Origin of the sequence: Streptococcus mitis, from assembly GCF_047465045.1 — a bacterium.
In the GTDB taxonomy this organism is placed as follows: domain Bacteria; phylum Bacillota; class Bacilli; order Lactobacillales; family Streptococcaceae; genus Streptococcus; species Streptococcus mitis_DT.
Map to the genome: position 1 here is coordinate 79,683 of NZ_JASHAR010000001.1, position 22,293 is coordinate 101,975.

Genomic DNA, 22,293 nt, shown 5'->3' on the forward strand with positions numbered 1-22,293 from the left:
ACACTTGCAAGAAAAAATGATGTTTGTTATAATGAGGTAAATAATGGTTAGGAGATAAATGATGAAAGCAAAGTACTTTTTAAGAATTGTTTTAGTAGGTTTAGCCTTGATTATACTTGGAGCTTGTGGTCAAAAATCACCTGATTCTATTGCTAAAAATGTGCTAAAAGATAGCTATACAGGCTTTTCACAGGAAGATGGTTATGAGAGTCTTGATTTTAAAGGTGGAGTAGGAACTACCTTAAAATTTGACAAAGAAAAGCGAACCATTTCAAATAACGACGGTGAAAGTATTAACTACAGTGTGCTTTCAGAAGAACAAGTGAAGGCAATTCCAGCCTCTTTCAGGGGAACTATTGTTAGTTTAGAAAGTCAACTGAAAGGAAAAGACAATTTTACAATCGCTGTTGATTATAGGGATATAGGTAAGCCTGAAGAAGCAGAGGCTTATTATCAAGTTGTCTTGACTGAGGGTGGTAAAAAAATCCGAATCATTGAGCTACGTCGTGGCTATAAAGAAGACAATGCTTTCTATGATTTCAATGGAACAGCAGATTAATTTAGAAAAGTCTCAATTACTTGAGGCTTTTTTGTTGTCATAATTTCATTGTCCCTTTAAAAACGATTTTGTCATTATCGAATATGATAGGGGTATCTTAAAAAGAAAGAAGGTACCTTTAGTGCACTATCAAACCTTTTCAGATTTGGTGAATGAGGTCAAGGAACTCAATGGTGAAATCACAGGCGAGAATGCAAAAAAGCTGGCGGAATTCTATTCCTACTGGGGAAACTATTTAGAACCGACTCCTGCATTTATGGCATATCTATCCTATTTACCAGGAGGGATCGTTAAAGCTTTTTATCAAATCATTTCCAGTCTAGAACATGTTTTTAATAATATGTTCAAGCTCTTTGGGCTTTTCGGATATTTGGGGGATCAGAAGACAGTCATTGGTCAATTTTTCTACTGGTTTCAGATATTAGGAACGTCCTTGTTTACTCTGATTTTGGTTGTGTCGGCTATAGCAGGCGTTTTTACTAAGCCAGTAAAGTATAAGGGGGTTATTATTAATTTCCTTTTGGTAACTGCAGTAACCACGGTTTTGCCTTTAGCTTTGACCACCATCTCAACAGCAGTGGCACAGGATGCCATGTCTATCCAGACAGTCTCCAGCGAAGCGCCATCTGGTAGTCAACCAACTTCCTCCTTGGCTCTTCAGCCCATGAAAAATAATGTAGTAGACCTAAAAGTCTTGATATACAAAGATTTTTCTACAGAGTTGTTTCCAATGGATGATTATGGCTATATCAAGCCCGTTCAGGAGGGTTCTACCCCTGTCAATAATATCACGGATAACCCTGACCAACGGGATACGGCAGATTTTGCGACCAAGATTGATTTTGGGGCAAACTATGGTACGACAAATCCAAAAATGTTAGATGATATACAGAAAAACGATAAAATAGCAGGAATTAAAGGCTTGTTCCTCCATAAGTTGAATTCCAATAATACAGGGGTTGAAAGCATTACAGAACACCGAGTCATTAATCAATTGAGTGCTTTTGAATCGGTTTATATGCGTTATAAAGTCAACTGGATAGGAATGTTCCTCCAGTATATAATCCTAGCTATTCTCTTGGTCAGCATGATCATTAAGCTCGTTAAATCAGTTTTTGATATTCTGATTGAAGCAATGATTTCTCCGATTCTTGGTTATAGCTCTCTATCAAACTCAAAGAAATATAAGGAGTTGTTAAGAACGATTGGCGGTGCTTTAGCAGGAATCTTCTTTGAAGTCATTATTATGCGTGTAACGCTTGAGATTTTCCGAGATTTACCAATCCTTTCTGTATCAGCTGTAACGAAACTTTCTGGCGGATTCTTTGATGGACTCAATATGTGGGAACAGTGTCTCGCAGCTGCCTTTGTCTATGTGGGGGTATTCTTTGCGGCCATGCAAGGAGTGGCCATGATTGAGCGCTGGCTTGGAGTTTCAACAGGTCATAGTGAAACAGCTCAACAATTGCTGGGTGCTATGATGATGGGTAATGCTTTTGCGGCTGGAGCAGGCGGCCTCTTTAATGGTGGTATGGCACTTGGTCAATTTGGTATGGATATGGCACAAAAAGCTCCAGATGCCCTATCTAAAGGAAGTCAGATTCTGGGGAATAGCCTTGCCAGAACTGGAGGTGGTATTCAAGGTGCTTTGAACTCTGTAAAAGACCAGGGCTTGATGAATGCGGCCAAAGGTGGTGTAAGTAATATGGTTGATTTGGCAGAATGGAAAGCTTTTGAAGCTATGCAAAATGGGAAAGGGGCAGTTGGAAAAGTTTTAGATAAGCTGGATGATAAGGCTGCCTCTGCTCAAAATGCGACCTATAACGCATTGAAAAACGATGCAGTTCCTGGTATTAATCAGCCTGGACCAGTTGATATTCCTGAGCCTCCAATTGACCCAGGAACAACGGATGCACCTATTGTCGATCCAACTCCTTCAGCTGAAGGAATGGAGTCCCCAATTCAAGATCCAAATCCACCTGCAGATGCACCAGTTTCAGAATCGACACAACCACCAGCACAGCCTGATTCTTCTCAACAAAAATTTCAACAGAGCATGAATCAAATGAATTACATGAACCAACAAATGCAACAAGCAGGTCAGCGTATGCAGGGAGGACGTCATATAACAGGTGCTGAGAGTGAGGACGAAGAAGAATAGGCTGAACTATGGATTTAACAGGAAAGAACATTGTTATCACAGGAAGTCTACGTCCTCTAACTCGAGAAGAGGCCATACGCTTTTTAGAAAGTAAAGGAGCTGTCGTTCAAAACTATATATCTTCAAGGACAGATATATTGGTTTTAGGACACAAGCAGTTGAATCTTTTTGATCTAGATAAAAGGTCTAAAAAGCATGATGAAGCGCTTAGACGAATATCAGACGGTCAATTCATCACTTTCCTTTCTGAAGAATCATTCTTTGATTTAGTTAAGAAGTCTCAAGATTGAGGCTTCTTTTATTGTTTAAAAAAGTATATAACTTTTTATACAATTTATTCCTGAAGGATGATGGGAAAAATTCTATTGTCCCTTTAAAAGATATTTCCGATTATTCATTATAATGTGAGTGTCAAAACAAATATAAAGGAGAAATTCATGTACGGTGAAAAATACGGTGTACCTAGAGATATCTATGCCAAAATCAAGATTATAGGCCTTCTTATTCTAGATATTGCTTTTGTAGGAATTACTGGCGTAATCGCTTTGAGCGTTGGCTTAAAAATCTTTCCTAAAAGTCAGTGGATACAGATGTTCGCATTCATTTTTTTAACGCCAGTTCTGAGTTTGTATCTGGTGTTACCAGCTAACGGTGGCAAAAAGAATTGGCACAGCATGTTTCTTTTCTTCAGACGAAGAAGAAAACGTTATATTAGCTTGAATTATATCAGAAGGAGAAAACCATAATGGCGATTAAACAAATTCAACCCTCAAAAAAGGAGAAACGCCCTCTGGGACGTCTTCAAGAAACAAAGAAACAAACGCAGGAATATTTTGATTTACATTCTTGCGTTGAGTTGTTAGATGTAAAATCAATCATTCCGAACAGCCAGGCTTATATCCAGTTAGTTGATTATGGCTACTTGCAGCTGATGGAGATACCAGGTAAAGATTTAGGATCGATGTCTTATAACGAGGTTATGAGAACCATTGAAAATTTTGAAACCTGGTTGACTCGATTTGGATCGAATATCCAAGTGGAGACGACAACTTTACCAACAAATACAGATACGCAAATTTCTGACTTGCGCCATCATTTGGATTTAGTGCGACAAGAAATGTCTAAGTTATCAATAAATGATAGACGTTTTTTACAACTCAAGGATCGTGAAATTTGGCTTCAAAGCCAAATTAAAGTTGAAGAAAGCATCCGACAAGAAGTCTATAATACAGAGTTCATACTGTGGCTATTTGCACCTACAACAACCGAATTGGACGAATTGGTTCGTAAGGCTAAAACCTATGGAAATAATGATTTTGTTCCACAAGATATCAGCTACAGGAAGAAAATTCAGATTATAAAGCAATACAACAATATGAATGAGAAAGTGTAGGAGAGATAGCATGCCTGATTTATCAAAACGTAGACAAAGACAACTAAAAAATGAAGGATATGACCTTGCTTTCCTTAGCCAGATTCAACCGCAAGGAAATATTGATTTTAAAAAGGATGATCGTTTCTGGATAAGTGGAGATGGATGCCATACGGTCTTACACTATTATGAGTATCCAACTGAAGGAATGGATCGTTTTTGGCTTTCTGAATTGTTGTTGCTTCCTGGAACACGTTCCTTCCTGTCACTGTACAAGGAGGATAATAGACAGCTTCAAAAAGAGATTGAGGACTCTATTGAAGAGAAGTCAACACGGATTACAAACAATAGCAAACTAACCAATAATCGGAAAGAACTAGATGAGATTGACAATCTTAATAAACTAAGCCGTGAAATTGATAAGCGGAATATAGCTATGTATGGGATGTATATTCGTGTCTTTGTGTTTGCATCAATCAAAGAAGAGTTATTCAAGAAGGTTGAAGAAGTCAAAGACAAAACGTCGAAATTCAAATCCACTATTCTGTCTGGAGAATTAGATTTTGAATACCATGCTCCATTTATTCCAGCCGAATATCAGATTGATTTGCCCAATCATCGAAGAGGGATACCGACTCCAGCTCACTCAATAGCTGGTGGATATTTCTTTAATCATACGAAGCTAGAAGATGAGAAAGGCTTCTATCTTGGATGGACTCCAACGAACGGAGCGGTAAATTTCAATTTTCTAGAACGTGACGAGAAAAGAACACGATCTTTTATGATCCTATCTGGAAATCCAAAGATGGGACAACGATCTTTTCTTATGAAACACACAGACGGTCTCTATGCGAAGGGGCATTATATTCGTAACTTTGATGCTACTGGCCAGTTTCTTGATCAGACACGAAAACAACATGGATTGATTCTTGATTTATCAGGTGAAGCTAACCGTATCAATATTTTCCAGGTATTTCCAACAGTAACCAATGAAGCAGGAACTGAAATCGATAAGAAGAAATCTTACAACCTTCATATCGAGAAACTGAAGAGTATCTATAAACTCCTGAATAATGAAGTGACAGGAGACGATTTAATTACATTTGGAACTCTCCTGAATGAGTTTTATATTGAGGGAAATATGTGGGCTCGAAATCCGTCGTTGAATCCAGAAAAACTGAAAGCGACGGATATTGTGAAGGAAGAGTATCCTATTCTGTCTGATTTTATTTTGTTTGTTGATGCCTACAAACGTCGACTGGAACAAACTAGTACGGATAAAGCCGAACACAAGGCTGTTAAGCGTATTTACAATACGTTTAACGAACTATTGACAACAAACGCAGAAATTTTCGAGGGGACAACCAAATTTCAAGATATTTCTTCAGAGCAAGTTGTGACATTTGACTTCTCGGGTTTGAAGAACGCCCCTCATTTGTTAAATGTTCAAATATTCTCTGTTCTTTCACTTGTCTCGGCTGATATTGTCAATAACGGAAAACGCTGTAAGCAATTACTGAAGAGACGTCCTGACTTAACGGAGATGGATATGCAGCACTATATTGTCAATATTAGTGGGGCACAGACACTCATTGACCCTAAGCATGAAAGTAGTGTCAACCTTCTGGCTGATATGATTGATACAATGGGCGAAAACTTTGCTGGTGTTGTATTGTCTGTTAATTCACTGCGAGGGATTCTGTTTGAGACGGGGATTGGCACTCATAAGGATCCGTACGTAACGGCAGTCCAGAGGATTTTTGGTCTGATGCAATATAGAGTTTTTGCTCAGACGGACGAAACCAGTGTTCCTCTACTAGCTAACGCCTTATCTGGATCAATGAACCAGTCTGAACTAGAGACTTTGCCTCGTCTGAAGAAAGGACAGTTATTCATGAATATTGCAGGGGTAGGAAATCTGGTCTTTAACCAACAGCTGTTAGCCCCTGAAGTTGAGCGCTATGGCGGTATTGAGTAAGAAAGGAAGGTAAACCAGAATGGCCAAAAATAAACTAGGAATGATTGCCAGGACTAAGCAGAGATTTGATCAATATGTGTTGATTCGTAAATATCGCATGCAACAAGAAAGAGATTATTTCGCTTCAGAGGGAGAATCTGATCCAAAACGCCTGGAAGCACAAAAAGAACGAGATAAGGAGTTTTTGAACGGTCTCAAGAAGATTGGAATAGGATTTATTGTATTTTTAGTTTTTTATGGAATTTTGCGAACAATATTAGGATTGTGGTAAATAAGCGAGGTATCCATGAAAAAAATATTTAAACTGAAGATCCTCATTCCTTTTGTGGCTCTCCTATTAATTATCAATGTTGGGATAACCATGTTAGTTGGGATAATGGGAGCTGTAACCAATAATGGAAGAAATGATTGTGGTGCTGTAGAAACAACATCTTCAACTGGCGACTCCACAGTTTCTTCAGCTGATGGTTCCATCGATGAATTTGTAAAAAAGCACAAGGAAGCCTATATCCTGTCTTGGAAGGCAGGAGGTTTCCTACCTTCAGCTTCTATCACTCAAACAATGATAGAGAATGGCTTCAATTTTACGAATCCTAATGGTACTTCCTTCTGGAAAGCTCACAATATGGGAGGTGTTAAAACCTCTAGTAAAAGTAATTTTCCAGTTACTCTTGCGACGTATGGTGAAGACAGTGTTGACCTAACAGGAACAAAGCCTGGAGCAAATGTTGGAGACGGCACAGGAGGAGCTTATACCTGGTTCTCTAGCTATGATGCAGGGATTGTAGGGAAGTCCGAGTTTATGGCTCACCAGACACTTTATAAAGGGGCTATAAACAATACAAATGGCATTGCTAGCCTATCCGCTATAGCAGATGGCGGATGGGCCACAGATGGCACTTATAAGAGCAAACTAACTGATATGTATCAAAAACTAGGTACGAAGTATCAGTGGCTTGATAAGGAAGCTATTGCTGCTCATGGCGAGAAACCTTATGAAGGATCCAGTACACAAGATGTCAGTTCTTCAGATAGTGCAGTGTCTTCTTCAGCTGAAAGAAGTGGATGTGGAGAGTCAGGTAGCAGCACCGATGGAACGGGAACTGTCCCTTCAGATGCGACTGCATGGGGGTATAAACCAGAAGACTTACCAGATAGCTTGAAACCATTCATTATTGATCCTAAGAGCCTAGGCATGGATTATGCTAAGTCTACAGGATGGTATAATCCTGGAAGTGACGAGTATGCTGGACAATGTGTGAATCTTACAATTAGCATGGGAAATCACTTATGGGGTCATTCTGGCTCCGTACAGGGCGATGGGAAAGATCAAGCGGCGGCATGGGCTGCAATATTTGGAAATTCGGTTAAGACTACACCCAAAAGAGGCGCTATTTTTTCTTCACAGGTAGGAGGCGGAGGATATGGTCATACTGGAATTGTATGTCATGTTTTCGAGAATGGCTCTATCTTATTTGTAGAACAAAATACACCTCTGAGTGGTTGGGATCAGTTCAAAACTCCATATACATGGAATTATCGTATTTGGACTAAATCACAACAACAAGAACAGGTAATCTCTTTTGCTTATCCAGATGACAGAGAAGCTAAATTAAGTTCAAATTAAAAGGAGGATATAAGATGATTGATTGGATAAAGGAGAATATGGTTGTATCGATTGTAGTAGGTATTCTATTGGTTTTGGCAGGAATAGGGATTGTATCGAGTTTCAGGCCATCTCAACAAACTAAAATAGAAGAAACGGCTCAGGTGAGTTCTTCAGGAACCGCACAAAACGAACCGTCTTCCAAAGAGGAAACAGCAGATGAGAAGAATTATCGGACAGCTAAGCTAAAACTAGAACGCCCCTATGCAGAGGCAAGCTCAGAAGACAAAAAAGAAGTGTTAAAAGCCTTTGAAGAAGCAGTAGCAGATATAAAAAAGACGAATTTTCTGCCAAATGTAAAGGGAACAATTGAGAATCATTTATCTATGACACAGAATGCGATGGTTCAAACCTTTGCGATGGCTCTTCTGACGAATCAGTATGATTTTCAACCTAAACAATTGGAAGTGATGCCAACTGAATCAGATGATGTGATTCAATTTTTGGTTGTTCTAACTAAAAATGGAGAAGAGAACAGCTATTTCGTTGGAAATTTCAATACTACGGTTCAACAAATCCAGCTAAAAGCCTATGTTGGCGGAAATATAGGTGGTACATACGGATAATAAGTTGCACAAAAAGTTATATAACTTTTTGTGCTTTTATATTGACAAACAAAGTTGTTTCAGTTATAATTAAGTATATAAAAAGTTATATAACAAAATATACAATTATCCAAGGAGGGAATCATGAAGATTCAGACTACAAACTTAGGAAAAGGTGGCGGTGGTAAGACTACAGATACCTTTAATGAAGGGGATTGGTTGGCACGTGTTAAGGGGCTTAGAACACTACTAATTGATGGAGCTTGGGAATGTAATTTGACAAGAACATTTGATGTAAAATGCGAGAAAACTGTCTATGATATATTTACGACTGGAGAGTATGAGATTGTTCCAATATCAGAAAATCTCAGTTTGATTTGTGGTGATGAGCGTTTGACAGATGAGCAGTTAGATCTTGCCAGTCGAAACAACAAGTATCTCCAGTTGTTTATGTGGTTTAGCGAACATTACGAAGAGTTAGAAGCACAATTTGATGTCATTCTGATTGATACGCACAATGATGAGAGTTTAGTTACAGCAAATTTTATAGCTGTATCAGATATTGTCTTGGCTGTTTCTGATGCCTCTCTTAATGGTTTTCGTGCCTGGTTATCTTTGAAAAATTTTGTAGATTTCATTAAGAGCGAAGCTATCGAAGTGATTACTAAGAAAAGCTATGTTAAAGCAGAACCTTATCTTATTGGAAATAAGATCAAGTACGTTGGAAACAATGTAACAGACACTTGTAAACAATTTTTAGAAGTTGTTGAAGAAGATCAGGCTTATCTGGGATCTATCCAGGAGAAAGAGCTCATGGCCAAGAGTCTTGTGATTAGTCAGAGTGTTTTTGAGCAGCATGAAGAGATGACAGCTAACCAACAAGAGACACATAAAAAGTTTTATGATAATATAAACTATGTATATGAAAATATTTTGAGTGTGTTAGAAGGAGAGGTAGCATGACAGAGAATCGATTCGCACAAGTAAAACAAACATTCCAAAGTACACCAAAGAGAGAGAAGACCCCTTCGTCGAGGAAACAAAATCAGGAGGCTAGAAAGTCTCCTGAAAGCTATAACAAAAAGCAAAGATATCCATTCTCTTTACATCATAATGTTCGATACGATATGTTAGATGCTTTAGTAGAGTATCACGGTGAAAAATCAGCTTCATCTTATCTCGAGAATCTGATTATAAGAGAATGGGAAAAGATGGAGCGAAAGAAAAAATAGCGTTCCATAAGAAAGGAAATGCAGCAATGAAATACTTATCAAATCTATCAGATATTCCTGAATTTTCTTCAGCAGCAATAGATTCAGGACAAATTGTCATCCCTCGTCCAATAATAGACAACCCACAGTTCAATGATTTGAAGAGTAGTGGAATTTTTCTCTACATGCTTTTATTAAATCGTTTAAGAGCTGCAGTTGACTTTGAATTAAAAGGATATGATGAAAATGGAAATACTTTTGTATGTTACCCTATAGAGGAGCTAATGGAGTCTCTTCAATCAGGTAAAAGTAAAGTGATTTCTTTGAAAAAGAAGCTAAAGAATCATGGTTTAATTGAAGAAGTACGCCAAGGATCCAATCTACCCAATAGAATTTACCTAACAGATGAGATTTTAAAATATTACTGATGAAGTAGGAGGAATCTATGATGATTTTCATTGATATTAAAAGACTTGTTCAGCTGTTCTTTATTTTTATCGGAGCTATAGCAATCTATGTGTTCTATAAAACATTTGGGCTTAGTATGGTGTTTATAATTGTTTTAGGATTGGCCGTTTTAAGATTCGCTCCAGCTTTCCTTCCAGTTGTATTATTACTGTATTTGGGACTTCACTTTACAGGTGGTTTTTCCTTTATTGCAGATGGAATTGTGACGGTTTTATGGAGTATTATTTTGATTCCTATGGGGATAGCTACTATTGAAATGAGCAAATCCTATTTGAGTAAGAAAGAGAAACCCTGGTATGACAAGTAAGAGTTTATCTGAAAAGATAGGCTCTTTTTTTGTCAGAACAAAGGATTATTTGAACATTCAGGTCAAAATTTATTAAAATAAGCGTAATTTTAATAAGGGAGGATTCTGAATGGCTTTCTTTGATGAGAGAGAATTAAAAAATCAATTGCTGTTTCAAAATGCAAAAGAATTTTATAACTTTGTTTCTAGGTATGATGAGGAGATGATTCCGGTCATGAAAGCAAAGGGATATACCTGTATTCATTCAATGGAGCGAACCGTCGCTTTTACATTTGGAGAGTTTACTTTCAGAAGAAGACGTTGGAAAAAGGGAGATCATTGGGTCATTCCAGTAGATGAAAAGTTAGGGCTCCAGAAGAACGTCCGCTTCTCCTGGGAATTTATGTATCAGGTGGCCAAATTATCTACTTTGATGCCATATGATAAAGTAACTCAGGTGATCCAATTGACTTATCACATCTCTATCACAAAGCCAATTGTGGTAAAAGCTGTAAAAATCTGTGAGAAGTTATTGGAGGAAAGAGAAGGCTATCGATATTATGAAGAGAATAGAGAGGTTAGCAAAAGAAAAGCCCAGGTTATTTATATTGAGGGTGATGGTGTGATGGTTAAAGCACGTGACACACAAAAGGATAATAAACATTATGATTTATCCCATTTTGTAGTTCATACAGGAAGCCAGAAAGTTGGCAGCAATCGATTTGAACTCCAGGACAAAAAAGAATTTATTGGCCTTGACAACCGATTAGTGAGGGAGCAGGTGATCGATTATCTATTCAATAATTATGAAGTTACGGATAGGACTTTATTGATTACGAACTCTGATGGAGGTCATGGATATACACCCTATGTTTTCAAAGAGATTGCGAAGGTTTTGCGAATTAAACGCCACGAACATTTCTGGGATGAGTACCATGTAAATAAAGAGTTAAAGAATTATCTAAAATTTTACTCTGAAGATCTATTAGAGAGAGCTTTCCAGGCGATTAAGCAACATGATAAGCAGTTAATGAGAACTGTCCTAGATACGACCGAAAGTTATATCGAGACAGAAGAAGAACAAGAGTTATTTGAGAAGTTCAAGAGTAAAATATTGAGAAATTTCCAATATACTAAACCAGCCGAACAAAGGGGATTCAGTCATGCAGGAATCGGGATAATGGAGAGTCAGCATCGTAAGGTCACTTATAGAATGAAAAAAAGAGGAATGTACTGGACTCTTGCTGGAGCTGAAACGATGAGTCGGATAATTGTTTTGAATTATGAGGATTCCTTGAGGGAACTATTCTTTGGCAACTGGAGAGAGGACTATGAAAAATTTATTTCTTTAGAGGAAGTTTCTGCTTATACCATTAAAAAAAGAATGAGTAAAACGGAAAAAGAAAATACATCTAGATATCAATGTTACCCTGATAGTAAAAGATTATCTTACTTCCGAAAACAATAGAAGTACATAACAAAGTATATAAAAAGTTATATAACAATAACCTTTGTAAAAGAAGGTCTTTTTGTGCTACAATTAAACATAAAATGCTTGCACGGTATGTAAAAATGTGTTATAATTTACTTAAATTAATCGAATAAAAAAAGACGAAAAGTGCGCTAACACTTCTCGCCTTACCGAGTAAGAACTCGTCCTTCTTACTCAGTCTTTAATTAATGATACCTGATAAGTGTATCAATGTCAAGACTGAGCAAGAAATTTGTTCAGTCTTTTTTTAAAACTCGGTGATGTTCTCCTAAAAATTGTATGAATTTAGGCGTTCTAAAAAATTCTACCGCATACCTAGTCCCGTTTTAGAGTGACTCAGGGGGCTTTTTTTGATATAATAAAAAGGACTGTTATCAGTTAGAAAGAGGTTGGTATGAAAGAATTACAAACTGTACTAAAGAACCATTTTGCAATCGAATTTGCAGACAAAAATTTACTGGAGACTGCCTTTACTCATACGAGTTATGCCAATGAGCACCGCCTCTTAAAAATTTCACACAATGAACGCTTGGAATTTTTAGGAGACGCTGTTCTACAGTTATTGATTTCAGAATATCTGTATAAAAAATATCCTAAAAAGCCTGAGGGTGACTTGTCTAAACTCCGTGCCATGATTGTCCGCGAGGAAAGTTTGGCTGGTTTTGCGCGTGATTGCCAGTTTGATCAGTTTATCAAACTTGGTAAAGGGGAAGAAAAGTCTGGTGGACGCAATCGTGATACCATTCTTGGTGATGCCTTTGAAGCCTTTCTTGGTGCCCTTCTTTTGGACAAGGATGTGGCCAAGGTCAAGGAATTTATCTATCAAGTCATGATTCCTAAGGTTGAAGCAGGCGAATTTGAGATGATTACAGACTACAAAACCCATCTCCAAGAGTTACTTCAGGTCAATGGCGATGTGGCTATTCGTTATCAGGTGATTTCTGAAACGGGTCCTGCCCACGATAAGGTCTTTGATGTAGAAGTTCTTGTCGAAGGTAAGAGCATTGGTCAAGGTCAAGGTCGTTCTAAGAAACTAGCAGAGCAGGAAGCTGCCAAAAATGCCGTTGAGAAAGGGCTGGATTCATGTATTTAAAGGAAATCGAAATTCAGGGATTCAAGTCTTTTGCTGATAAGACCAAGGTCGTCTTTGACCAAGGTGTGACGGCAGTTGTTGGACCCAATGGATCTGGAAAGTCGAATATTACAGAAAGTCTGCGTTGGGCTTTGGGGGAGTCTAGTGTCAAGAGTCTCCGTGGGGGCAAGATGCCGGATGTCATCTTTGCTGGAACTGAAAGTCGCAAACCGCTCAATTATGCTTCTGTAGTTGTGACTCTGGATAATCATGACGGATTTATCAAGGATGCAGGTCAAGAAATCAGGGTAGAACGTCATATCTACCGTAGTGGAGATAGCGAATACAAGATTGACGGCAAGAAAGTCCGTCTGCGTGATATTCATGATCTTTTCTTGGATACAGGTTTGGGACGAGATTCCTTCTCTATCATTTCCCAAGGGAAGGTTGAGGAGATTTTTAATTCCAAGCCTGAGGAACGCCGAGCTATTTTTGAAGAAGCTGCTGGAGTTTTGAAATACAAGACTCGTAGAAAAGAGACTGAGAGCAAATTGCAACAAACTCAGGATAATCTGGATCGTCTTGAAGACATTATCTACGAGTTGGATAATCAAATCAAACCTCTTGAGAAGCAAGCTGAGAATGCCCGTAAGTTTTTAGACTTGGAAGGTCAACGCAAGGCTATTTATTTAGATGTGCTGGTTGCTCAAATCAAGGAAAATAAGGCTGAACTAGACTCGACAGAAGAAGAGTTGACTCAGGTTCAGGAACTCTTGACGAGCTACTACCAAAAGCGTGAAAAATTAGAAGAAGAAAATCAAGCTCTTAAAAAGCAACGCCAAGATTTACAGGCTGAAATGTCCAAAGACCAAGGCAGTTTGATGGATTTGACCAGTCTGATTAGTGATTTAGAGAGAAAATTAGCCCTATCGAAACTGGAATCTGAGCAAGTAGCCCTGAATCAACAGGAAGCACAAGCTCGTTTGGCTGCTTTGGAGGATAAGAGAAATTCACTCAGCAAAGAAAAATCTGATAAGGAAAGCTCTTTAGCCCTCTTAGAGGAAAATCTAATCAAAAATAATCAAAAACTCAATCGTTTAGAAGCTGAATTACTGGCTTTTTCAGATGATCCTGATCAGATGATTGAGCTCTTGCGTGAACGCTTTGTGGCGCTTTTACAGGAAGAAGCGGATGTCTCAAACCAACTGACTCGTATTGAGAATGAGCTGGAAAATAGTCGTCAGATTTCTCAAAAACAAGCAGATCAACTAGAAAAGCTGAAAGAACAGCTGGCTACAGCTAAAGAAAAGGCAAGTCAGCAAAGGAATGAGCTTGAAACTGCCAAGGAGCAGGTTCAGAAATTATTGGCTGACTATCAAGTCTGTGCCAAGGAGCAAGAGGAGCAGAAAACTTCCTATCAAGCTCAACAGAGTCAACTCTTTGATCGTCTGGATAATCTCAAAAACAAACAGGCTAGAGCCCAAAGTTTGGAAAATATCCTTAGAAATCACAGTAACTTTTATGCAGGTGTTAAGAGTGTTCTCCAAGAAAAAGATCGCCTTGGTGGGATTATTGGTGCAGTCAGTGAGCACCTGACTTTTGATGTGCATTATCAAACTGCCCTAGAGATTGCGCTTGGAGCTAGTAGTCAGCATATCATCGTAGAAGATGAAGAGTCGGCAACCAAGGCGATTGATTTCCTCAAACGAAATAGAGCTGGTCGTGCAACCTTCCTTCCTTTAACGACTATCAAGGCGCGTACGATTTCTAGTCAGAATCAAGATGCTATTGCTGCAAGTCCAGGATTTCTGGGTATGGCAGATGAGCTGGTTACTTTCGATACTAGACTGGAAGCTATTTTCAAGAACTTGCTAGCTACGACGGCTATTTTTGACACCGTGGAGTATGCGCGTGAAGCTGCTCGACAAGTTCGTTATCAGGTTCGCATGGTGACATTGGATGGGACAGAGCTGCGTACAGGTGGTTCCTATGCAGGTGGAGCCAATCGTCAGAATAATAGCATTTTCATCAAGCCAGAACTGGAACAATTACAAAAAGAAATTGCTGAAGAAGAAGCAAGCTTGCGTACAGATGAAGCGAGTTTGAAGAACTTGCAAGATGAGATGGTTTCATTGACAGAAAAGTTAGAAGCCATCAAATCTCAGGGAGAGCAAGCTCGTATCCAGGAGCAGGGCTTGTCCCTCGCTTATCAGCAGACCAGTCAGCAAGTTGAAGAACTGGAAACTCTTTGGAAACTCCAAGAAGAGGAATTAAATCGTCTTTCTGAGGGTGATTGGCAAGAGGATAAGGAAAAATGCCAAGAGCGCCTTACTACTATCGCCAGTGACAAGCAAAATCTGGAAGCTGAGATTGAAGAGATTAAGTCTAATAAAAACGCCATCCAAGAACGCTATCAAAACTTGCAGGAAGAGGTAGCACAAGCTCGCTTGCGTAAGACTGAACTGCAAGGACAAAAACGTTATGAAGTAGCTGATATTGAGCGTTTAGGCAAGGAATTGGACAATCTTGATCTTGAGCAAGAGGAAATCCAGCGCCTTCTTCAAGAAAAGGTTGATAATCTGGAGAAGGTTGATACAGAATTGCTCGGTCAACAGGCGGAAGAGGCCAAAACTCAGAAAATGAACCTCCAACAAGGTTTGATTCGCAAGCAGTTTGAGTTGGATGATATTGAGGGTCAGCTGGATGATATTGCCAGTCATTTGGACCAAGCTCGCCAGCAGAATGAAGAGTGGATTCGCAAGCAAACTCGTGCTGAAGCCAAGAAAGAAAAGGTCAGCGAGCGCTTGCGCCATCTACAAAGTCAATTAACAGACCAGTACCAGATTAGCTATACTGAAGCTCTAGAAAAGGCGCATGAATTGGAAAATCTCAATCTGGCAGAGCAAGAGGTTAAGGATTTGGAGAAAGCTATTCGCTCACTGGGTCCTGTCAATTTAGACGCTATTGACCAGTACGAAGAAGTTCACAATCGTCTGGATTTCCTAAATAGCCAACGAGATGATATTTTGTCAGCGAAAAATCTGCTCCTTGAAACCATTACAGAAATGAACGATGAAGTCAAGGAACGATTTAAATCAACCTTTGAAGCTATTCGTGAGTCCTTTAAAGTGACCTTTAAGCAGATGTTTGGTGGAGGTCAGGCTGACTTGATTTTGACTGAAGGAGACCTGCTGACAGCTGGGGTTGAGATTTCTGTCCAACCACCAGGCAAGAAAATCCAGTCTCTCAACCTTATGAGTGGTGGGGAAAAAGCCCTATCGGCTCTTGCTTTGCTTTTCTCCATTATTCGTGTCAAGACCATTCCATTTGTTATCTTGGATGAGGTAGAGGCTGCGCTAGACGAAGCCAATGTTAAACGTTTTGGAGATTATCTCAACCGCTTTGATAAGGACAGTCAATTTATTGTCGTAACCCACCGTAAGGGAACCATGGCAGCGGCTGATTCCATCTATGGAGTGACCATGCAGGAATCAGGTGTTTCGAAGATTGTTTCGGTTAAGTTAAAAGATTTGGAAGAAACAGTAGACTAGTTACCAAACGATAGCATCTCTTAGGGGATGCTATTTTTTAAAACTAACATCTTGAATGATTTTTTAAGGTCAGTTCAGGGGCAAAAAATGACATTTGGGATTTCCTTTTAGCGAAAAGGCTTTCTCTATGATATAATAGTTTCATGATTACAACAGTACCTATAAAAAACGCAAAAGACATCGCAGTACCTGATAAAACAGTTCTTGTATTAGGCTATTTTGACGGTATTCATAAGGGACATCAGAAGCTTTTTGAAGTAGCTAGCAAGGCTTCTATGAAAGATTATCTACCAGTTGTCGTGATGACCTTTACAGAGTCCCCTAAGCTTGCTTTGCAACCTTACAAGCCAGAATTAATGCTTCATATTGTCAGCCATGAAGAACGAGAACATAAGATGAAATGGCATGGAGTAGAGGCTCTTTTCTTACTTGACTTTAGTAGTAAATTTGCTAGTTTAACGGGTCAAGAGTTCTTTGATACTTATGTTAGAGCATTAAAACCAGCGATTATTGTAGCGGGATTTGATTACACGTTTGGTTCTGATAAGAAAACTGCAGATGATCTGAAGGACTACTTTGATGGAGAAATCATCATTGTTCCTCCTGTTGAGGATGAAAAGGGGAAAATTAGTTCTACTCGTATTCGTCAAGCTATTCTTGATGGGGATGTCAGAGAAGCTGGTCATTTACTTGGCACTCCTCTACCATCACGCGGAATGGTTGTTCATGGCAATGCTCGTGGACGGACTATCGGTTACCCAACAGCAAACTTAGTTTTAAGAGATCGAACCTATATGCCAGCAGATGGTGTTTACGTAGTCGATATTGAAGTTCAGCGTAAAAGATATCGTGGAATGGCGAGTGTCGGGAAAAATGTTACTTTCGATGGAGAAGAGCCACGTTTTGAAGTCAATATTTTTGATTTTTCAGATGACATTTACGGTGAAACAGTCATTGTCTACTGGCTGGACCGTGTCCGTGAAATGGTCAAATTTGACTCCGTTGATGAACTGGTAGACCAACTCCAGAAAGATGAAGAAATTGCTCGGAATTGGAAGGATGGATATTCTGTCATTTAAAGGTCTCAGGTATAGAAAACGTCTGAAAAAGCTACTAGATGGATTAGTTATTTTGGTAGTAGTTTTGATAGTTTGATACAAAGCACTTTCAGTCCTCCTAGTTTCCTATTTTAGTAACTGTTTATGTTCAAATTATAGACGAGGCTTTATTATGCAAACGCAAGAAGAAATGAATGTACTGGTACCTGAAAAATTAGCAGAAATTGAGCGTGATTTCGATGTCACAGTTTTGTGGGCTATTGAGTCTGGTAGTCGTGCTTGGGGCTTTGAGTCTCCCGATAGTGACTTTGATGTACGATTTATCTACAAACACAAGCAAGATTTTTATCTCCGTTTGAATGAACAGCGCGATGTTATCGAACTACCAATTGACGATACTTGGGATGTGAGTGGCTGGGATTTAGACAAGACTTTAAAACTTTTTTATAAGTCTAATCCTACACTATTTGAATGGTTACAGTCACCAATTGTTTATCAACAAACGGATTTTATCGAGCACATACGTCCACTTGCAACCCAGTATTTTTCTGAGAAAAAAATGCCGTACCATTACTTGAACACTGCAAGAACTCAAATGAATAAGTATCTTTCAGGAGATAAGGTCAAACCTAAAAAGTATTTCTATGCGCTGCGTCCTATTTTGGCTTGTCGCTGGATTGAAAAATACCATTCTGTTCCACCGATTTTGTTTGATGATTTGGTCAAAGAATTACTTCCGTCTCAAATGCAGGAGCATGTTTCAAGCTTGCTAGACATTAAGATAAATGGGCCTGAAGGTATGGAAATTGATCCGATAATGCCAATCCAGCACTACATCATCAAAAACATCAAAGAGCTGGATGCATACGTTCAAAGTGTTACCGAGGTGAAGAAAGACTGGAAAGCTCTAAATCAATTTTTTCTTGAAGAATTAGGGCATGACTGAGGTTGTTTATGGGTAAATGGACATGTAAATGCGGGCAAGCGATGAACGACCATAGGTCGCCCGATTCAAATGCTTATTCAGTTTACTCGGATGAGTTGTTAGTAGAAATCATGAATAAAAAAGATGGTAATGATTCAATTTCTTATGAAGACATTTCAGAGGCTTCATTTTATATGTGGAAGTGTCCTGAATGCGGTAGTTTCATGGTTTTTGGCGAAGACGGAGATGGAGATCGCTTTACTTTTTATGAACGCCAAGAAGTTGAAAAGGTCGAGCCTCTCTTTGATCCGGATCAAGATTTAAATATCGTTGTTGTTGAGTTTCAGGAGGGAGCAAATGGCTATACTTATATCTGCGATGACCCAAATATCCATATTGGGCATGCAGTTATTGTCCCAGTAGGAAAGGAAAATACTGAAAAAACTGCTTTAGTTGTGCAGAAGTATCATGCCTTACCAAAGGATATCACTTTTCCTGTTGAAAAGTTAAAACGTGTCATCCGTAGGTATTCACATTTCGACCCAATCACTTCGAAAAACGTTTGTAGAAATTTAATTAAGCTTAGAAGAATTTTTGATGCTTGCTCTAATAACAATAAACCTGCGCCTCAGCAAACATATTACGTTATCAAAACTCCCTTAGGCTATTTTTGGTTAGAATTAAATGGAGTTCCGATTACAATGAAAATCACACAGATTCAAGTCAAAGATAAAAAGTACCAAGTAGATAGCGCCCTTTATATAAAGCCTTCAGAGATTAACTGTAGAAGATTCTATGAACTAGAGTTGTGTGCTGATTTTGATATTGATGCCTCGAGATGGATCGATGTTCTCTCGGATGAAAACGTTTGGGGCAATAGCTGGGAACTAAATGGCCTTCAATTTGGTATTACTGCAGGGGAGTCTCCAGAATTTGAAGACGAAGTTGTAGCAAGAAAGTATAGTCGTGTCCCACTTTATTATGACTGGCACCCTGAATTTGAAGATTATTATGGATTCAGCTTAGCTTGGAAAAAATACGAATCTGATAGCGATTTGTCGATAGATTTTTATACAACATAAGAAAGTTATAAAACATCAAAAATGACATCTTACTATAGACTATTTAATAAAAAACGAACAGGCTCTTTTTCTGTCATTCAGAAGAGAACTTGTTCGTTTTGTTTTTTATGGATTTAGTTTGCTTTTTAAAACACGCGATACACATAGGGATTTTCTGGTTTATCGACCTTGGTAAAGCTGTCGATTTCCAAGGTTGGGAGGTTTTGTTTGAGTTCTTTATGATAGTGATTGACTAATTTTCCTTTGGCTGTTATCCAGGTGTTATTCTCATACTGACGGGTATTTCCCTTGGTCAGCAATCCATAGACACCTGAATCCGCGATACAGTGAATAATGCCGAAGCGGAATAGAAATTGGCTATTGGCATGACTGGGGTCGTTATAGACAAAGCCTGTGAACTGGACTGTCTTGCCCTCAAATTCATCTGGATAGTCGTAGATAGCCTCCATGACTTCCATATAGTTTTCATTAGTGATCTGAATACTATCTTGGGACAAGTATTTATCCGCCGCAGTTCGCATTTCCTTTTCATAGGCTGATTTTGAAAAATAAGAACTGGTATCTGGTTTCAAATATTGGCTTGTTGTCCCTTCACTTGTCTGAATGGCTTGATCCGTGCCTTCTGATAAGGGGAAATGATAGCCTTTGGCTGAAACGGTCTGAGAATCCAAGCTAACAGTTGGAAAAGTTAAGCCAACGACAATTGGAATGGCAAGAAGAGCAACACTCGTCACCTTAGCCATTCGGCTGTTCAGATGGCTATGGGTTTTGACTTGCTTCATCCAGATATACAATTGAACAATAGCCAAGATAAAGGAAAGTACCATGGAAATATAGGCCAGATAGGAATAGTGCATGTTGATGTACTGGTTTAATTTGCCCGACAGATGGAGATAAATAGTCAATTCAAAATAGCCAGCTAAAACTAAAAATCGAATCATAGGATGACTCCAATCAAGAGAGAATACACTAAGACGACAAGAGTCACAATCATAATGAAGTGACTGATAAATCGTGCTTTCAAGTAATTTTTCATCATGAGAATATTTTTGATATCCAGCATTGGGCCAATGACGAGAAAGGCCAAAACTGGTGCTAAGCCGAAACTCGATAGAAGAGAAGCCCCGATAAAGGCATCCGCCTCACTACAGAGCGACAGAAGAAAGGCCAAAAGCATCAAAAGCAGGATGGCAAAAAGAGGGGTTGCGCTGATAGAGGTTAGAATCCGAGTCGGAACATAAACCTGTATAACAGAGGCAAAGAGACAGCCAAATACCAAATAACGCCCCGTATCAAAAAATTCATCAATGGCTTGCACAAAAACTTGAAAAACTTTTTTTGCAGGACTCAAATGAGAAAAATCGTGCTCATGACAGGCCAAACGATTTTCTTTTTGAATCGGTTCTTGCCAGAAAAATCCTAGAAAAATCCCAAGTATCACAGCCACAAGAATGGACCCTAGAGCTCGTAACAGGGCGACGTGGAATGAGTTTCCAAAGGCAGAATAGGTCGCAAAGAGAACAATAGGATTGATAACAGGTGCTGTTACAAGAAAGGGAAAAGCCGTATAACTGGGAACCTTTTTTTCCAGAAAACGATTGATAATGGGGACAATCCCACATTCACAAGAAGGGAAAAGTATCCCAACGAAGGTGCCAAAAAAGATTCTCCCCCAACGATTTCGAGGGAGAAAATGATAAACCTTTTCAGGTGTGATATAAACCTCAATCAGTCCTGAAACAATACTTCCTATCAGAACGAAGGGTAGGGCTTCAATAATTATAGAGAGAAAAATAGCCCCAGTCTGAAGCACACTAGACGGGAGTTGTTGGAAAGCAGTCATCTAGTTTTTCTTTTCTGCTTTGGCTTTTTTCTCTTTGTCATCAGGGAAAGTGACTTGTTTCAAATCAGGGAGTTTAGCAAACTCTTCAAACATCTTGTCCAAGTCATCAGTTTTTGTAAATTTTACAGCCATAGGTGCACCTCGATTCTAAATTCTACTTCTATTATACTATTATTTTAAGGAAAAGGGAAAAGTTAAAATTGAGTATCTAACGAATAATAGAGCGTGATATATCCTAATATACACTATGATTGTGATATAATAATTTTGGAATAACGGAGGGAATGATGGAACATAAAAAGATCGGTCAGGTTACTGACGAAGTAAAAGAAATTTTTAATATTGTTCTTGAAGCTAGTGATATCAAAGTTAACAAAGAAGGTTTAAGAAGTCATATGTTGAAACGGCATCATAATGACGTGATTCATCATATCGAAGATCTGGAACTTATACTAAGTAATCCAGATTTCGTTGGGGTCAATCCACGAGAGAAAGATGCTAGTTTTGAATATGTTAAAAGATTTGATGATAATGTTCTTGTTGCGATTAAGTTACATAAAAGTGGTGATTTCTTTTATGTTCCGACCATGTATCGTTTACAAGATTTCAAGTTACAAAGTCGTATTAAGTCTGGTAGATTGAGAAAGCTTGACAAAAAAAGTAGATAGTGCTAGAATAACATTAACGAAAGACATTTGAGGGCAGAAAGGTTCCTGCCGCACCTTGAATAAGGTATCTGAGATGCTGGGTACACCGACCAGCCAAGTGTCCGTTATTTCAAAGGAGGGGCTTAAATGCTCCTTTTTTATTTGAAATTTCAAGATAGATTACACTCACTGCAGGCTCAGGCTTGCGATTTTTTATTTGCTCTGAAAATTGATTCGTTAACTTCAACAAATAGCTTTATAAAGCGGTTTGTAAAAAATAAAAACAGTGAAATTACTCATAGATTCTTTTGTAATCTAGTAGAATTTTAAATTGAAACCTTCTCAATAAATAGAATATTGAAATGAAGCAAATTTAT

Annotated in this window: 23 protein-coding genes; 20 read left to right on the forward strand and 3 right to left on the reverse strand. The window is 38.6% G+C overall.

All coding sequences use genetic code 11. The features are described from left to right. The first annotated feature begins 58 nt into the window (after window positions 1-58). The 19 genes from QM409_RS00375 to QM409_RS00465 all read left to right on the forward strand — a co-directional run bounded on the left by QM409_RS00375 (window position 59) and on the right by QM409_RS00465 (window position 19,426). On the forward strand, window positions 59-559 hold the full coding sequence (locus QM409_RS00375; RefSeq protein ID WP_080982883.1) for a lipoprotein: 501 nt from the start codon (window positions 59-61) through the stop codon (window positions 557-559). A 121-nt stretch (window positions 560-680) separates the two neighbouring features. After that, window positions 681-2,720 (forward strand): pLS20_p028 family conjugation system transmembrane protein, encoded by a 2,040-nt coding sequence (locus QM409_RS00380; RefSeq protein ID WP_414304980.1) that lies wholly within the window; start codon window positions 681-683, stop codon window positions 2,718-2,720. Between the two features lie 8 nt (window positions 2,721-2,728). Further along, complete coding sequence (locus QM409_RS00385; RefSeq protein WP_009730726.1) at window positions 2,729-3,010, forward strand: BRCT domain-containing protein; 282 nt, start codon at window positions 2,729-2,731, stop codon at window positions 3,008-3,010. A 147-nt stretch (window positions 3,011-3,157) separates the two neighbouring features. Further along, window positions 3,158-3,466 carry a DUF5592 family protein gene (locus QM409_RS00390; protein WP_000274176.1) on the forward strand — a complete coding sequence of 103 codons (309 nt, stop codon included), beginning with the start codon at window positions 3,158-3,160 and terminating at the stop codon, window positions 3,464-3,466. Next, the gene (locus QM409_RS00395; RefSeq protein WP_125328181.1) at window positions 3,466-4,113 is read left to right on the forward strand and encodes a hypothetical protein; all 648 of its coding nucleotides are present in this window, start codon (window positions 3,466-3,468) and stop codon (window positions 4,111-4,113) included. Before QM409_RS00390 ends, QM409_RS00395 begins: the two co-directional genes overlap by 1 nt. A 10-nt stretch (window positions 4,114-4,123) precedes the next feature. After that, on the forward strand, window positions 4,124-6,070 hold the full coding sequence (locus QM409_RS00400) for a hypothetical protein (protein WP_001113074.1): 1,947 nt from the start codon (window positions 4,124-4,126) through the stop codon (window positions 6,068-6,070). Window positions 6,071-6,089: 19 nt separating this feature from the next. Further along, a complete protein-coding gene (locus tag QM409_RS00405; RefSeq protein WP_001107251.1) occupies window positions 6,090-6,341 on the forward strand; it encodes a hypothetical protein in 252 nt (83 codons plus the stop codon). A 15-nt stretch (window positions 6,342-6,356) separates the two neighbouring features. Next, the gene (locus QM409_RS00410; RefSeq protein ID WP_414304979.1) at window positions 6,357-7,697 is read left to right on the forward strand and encodes a CHAP domain-containing protein; all 1,341 of its coding nucleotides are present in this window, start codon (window positions 6,357-6,359) and stop codon (window positions 7,695-7,697) included. A gap of 14 nt (window positions 7,698-7,711) precedes the next feature. Further along, the gene (locus QM409_RS00415) at window positions 7,712-8,302 is read left to right on the forward strand and encodes a hypothetical protein (protein ID WP_061420473.1); all 591 of its coding nucleotides are present in this window, start codon (window positions 7,712-7,714) and stop codon (window positions 8,300-8,302) included. Window positions 8,303-8,425: 123 nt separating this feature from the next. Next, entirely contained in the window at window positions 8,426-9,244 is an 819-nt protein-coding gene (locus tag QM409_RS00420) for a ParA family protein (RefSeq protein WP_049494020.1), read from the forward strand. Then, on the forward strand, window positions 9,241-9,513 hold the full coding sequence (locus QM409_RS00425) for a hypothetical protein (RefSeq protein WP_000138500.1): 273 nt from the start codon (window positions 9,241-9,243) through the stop codon (window positions 9,511-9,513). Before QM409_RS00420 ends, QM409_RS00425 begins: the two co-directional genes overlap by 4 nt. Window positions 9,514-9,539: 26 nt before the next feature. Next, window positions 9,540-9,920 carry a replication initiator protein A gene (locus QM409_RS00430; protein WP_061421583.1) on the forward strand — a complete coding sequence of 127 codons (381 nt, stop codon included), beginning with the start codon at window positions 9,540-9,542 and terminating at the stop codon, window positions 9,918-9,920. Between the two features lie 17 nt (window positions 9,921-9,937). Beyond that, a complete protein-coding gene (locus QM409_RS00435) occupies window positions 9,938-10,267 on the forward strand; it encodes a hypothetical protein (RefSeq protein ID WP_125328178.1) in 330 nt (109 codons plus the stop codon). Between the two features lie 109 nt (window positions 10,268-10,376). Then, window positions 10,377-11,714, forward strand: coding sequence for an ISLre2 family transposase (locus tag QM409_RS00440; RefSeq protein ID WP_414304978.1), 1,338 nt, complete (start codon window positions 10,377-10,379; stop codon window positions 11,712-11,714). A gap of 418 nt (window positions 11,715-12,132) precedes the next feature. Next, a complete protein-coding gene (gene rnc / locus QM409_RS00445) occupies window positions 12,133-12,831 on the forward strand; it encodes a ribonuclease III (protein WP_000661487.1) in 699 nt (232 codons plus the stop codon). Beyond that, window positions 12,822-16,361, forward strand: coding sequence for a chromosome segregation protein SMC (gene smc / locus QM409_RS00450; protein ID WP_414304977.1), 3,540 nt, complete (start codon window positions 12,822-12,824; stop codon window positions 16,359-16,361). Before rnc ends, smc begins: the two co-directional genes overlap by 10 nt. 143 nt (window positions 16,362-16,504) lie before the next feature. After that, the gene (locus QM409_RS00455) at window positions 16,505-17,440 is read left to right on the forward strand and encodes a bifunctional riboflavin kinase/FAD synthetase (RefSeq protein ID WP_414304976.1); all 936 of its coding nucleotides are present in this window, start codon (window positions 16,505-16,507) and stop codon (window positions 17,438-17,440) included. 151 nt (window positions 17,441-17,591) lie between these two features. Continuing rightward, window positions 17,592-18,365 carry a DNA polymerase beta superfamily protein gene (locus QM409_RS00460; protein WP_414304975.1) on the forward strand — a complete coding sequence of 258 codons (774 nt, stop codon included), beginning with the start codon at window positions 17,592-17,594 and terminating at the stop codon, window positions 18,363-18,365. An 8-nt stretch (window positions 18,366-18,373) separates the two neighbouring features. Then, window positions 18,374-19,426 carry a hypothetical protein gene (locus QM409_RS00465; protein WP_414304974.1) on the forward strand — a complete coding sequence of 351 codons (1,053 nt, stop codon included), beginning with the start codon at window positions 18,374-18,376 and terminating at the stop codon, window positions 19,424-19,426. 125 nt (window positions 19,427-19,551) lie between these two features. Here QM409_RS00465 and QM409_RS00470 read toward each other — a convergent pair whose 3' ends face one another. From QM409_RS00470 to QM409_RS00480, 3 genes are read right to left on the reverse strand one after another with little or no spacing between them, the layout of a single operon-like run. Then, window positions 19,552-20,367 carry a TIGR03943 family putative permease subunit gene (locus QM409_RS00470; protein WP_070482695.1) on the reverse strand — a complete coding sequence of 272 codons (816 nt, stop codon included), beginning with the start codon at window positions 20,365-20,367 and terminating at the stop codon, window positions 19,552-19,554. Next, window positions 20,364-21,269: a permease gene (locus QM409_RS00475; protein ID WP_414304973.1), complete on the reverse strand. Its 906-nt coding sequence runs from the start codon at window positions 21,267-21,269 to the stop codon at window positions 20,364-20,366. The genes QM409_RS00470 and QM409_RS00475 overlap by 4 nt, the downstream gene beginning before the upstream one ends. Continuing rightward, window positions 21,270-21,401 (reverse strand): SPJ_0845 family protein, encoded by a 132-nt coding sequence (locus tag QM409_RS00480; RefSeq protein WP_004234728.1) that lies wholly within the window; start codon window positions 21,399-21,401, stop codon window positions 21,270-21,272. Window positions 21,402-21,556: 155 nt separating this feature from the next. On the opposite strand from QM409_RS00480, the gene QM409_RS00485 reads away from it, so the two are divergent. Continuing rightward, the gene (locus QM409_RS00485; RefSeq protein WP_004269701.1) at window positions 21,557-21,937 is read left to right on the forward strand and encodes a PBECR2 nuclease fold domain-containing protein; all 381 of its coding nucleotides are present in this window, start codon (window positions 21,557-21,559) and stop codon (window positions 21,935-21,937) included. Window positions 21,938-22,293: the final 356 nt, after the last annotated feature.